Below are 328 nucleotides of genomic sequence, written 5' to 3' on the forward strand. Positions count from 1 at the left end.
CCCGCCTTAATCCCTTTGCCTATTTTGGACATGTGAAGGTATTGTGTGGTATAAGTGCCGTTATGTTTGATTTTCACATAATTCCCATTCGCGGAAGTGTACCTTGCTTCTACGACAGTGCCGTCTCCCACAGATCGGATTTCTGTACCCGTAGGTGCGGCATAATCGGTACCCAAGTGTGCTTTATATCTTTTCTGTACAGGATGAAACCTGTTTAGGTTGTATCTCGAGCTGATACGTGTGTATTTTAAAGGGTCTCTCAAAAATGCCTTTTTGAAACTGTTGCCGTTTTGGTCAAAGAATGAAATTTGGCCGTTTTGTTCAAATG

Annotated in this window: 1 protein-coding gene; it reads right to left on the minus strand. The window is 42.4% G+C overall.

From position 1 onward, the window contains the following. Window positions 1–263 (minus strand): M23 family metallopeptidase (locus tag ACNKXV_RS13835; protein ID WP_470269836.1); only part of this gene is annotated, 263 nt, incomplete at its 3' end. Window positions 264–328: the final 65 nt, after the last annotated feature.

It is taken from the genome of Christiangramia aquimixticola, from assembly GCF_048285835.1.
In the GTDB taxonomy this organism is placed as follows: domain Bacteria; phylum Bacteroidota; class Bacteroidia; order Flavobacteriales; family Flavobacteriaceae; genus Christiangramia; species Christiangramia aquimixticola.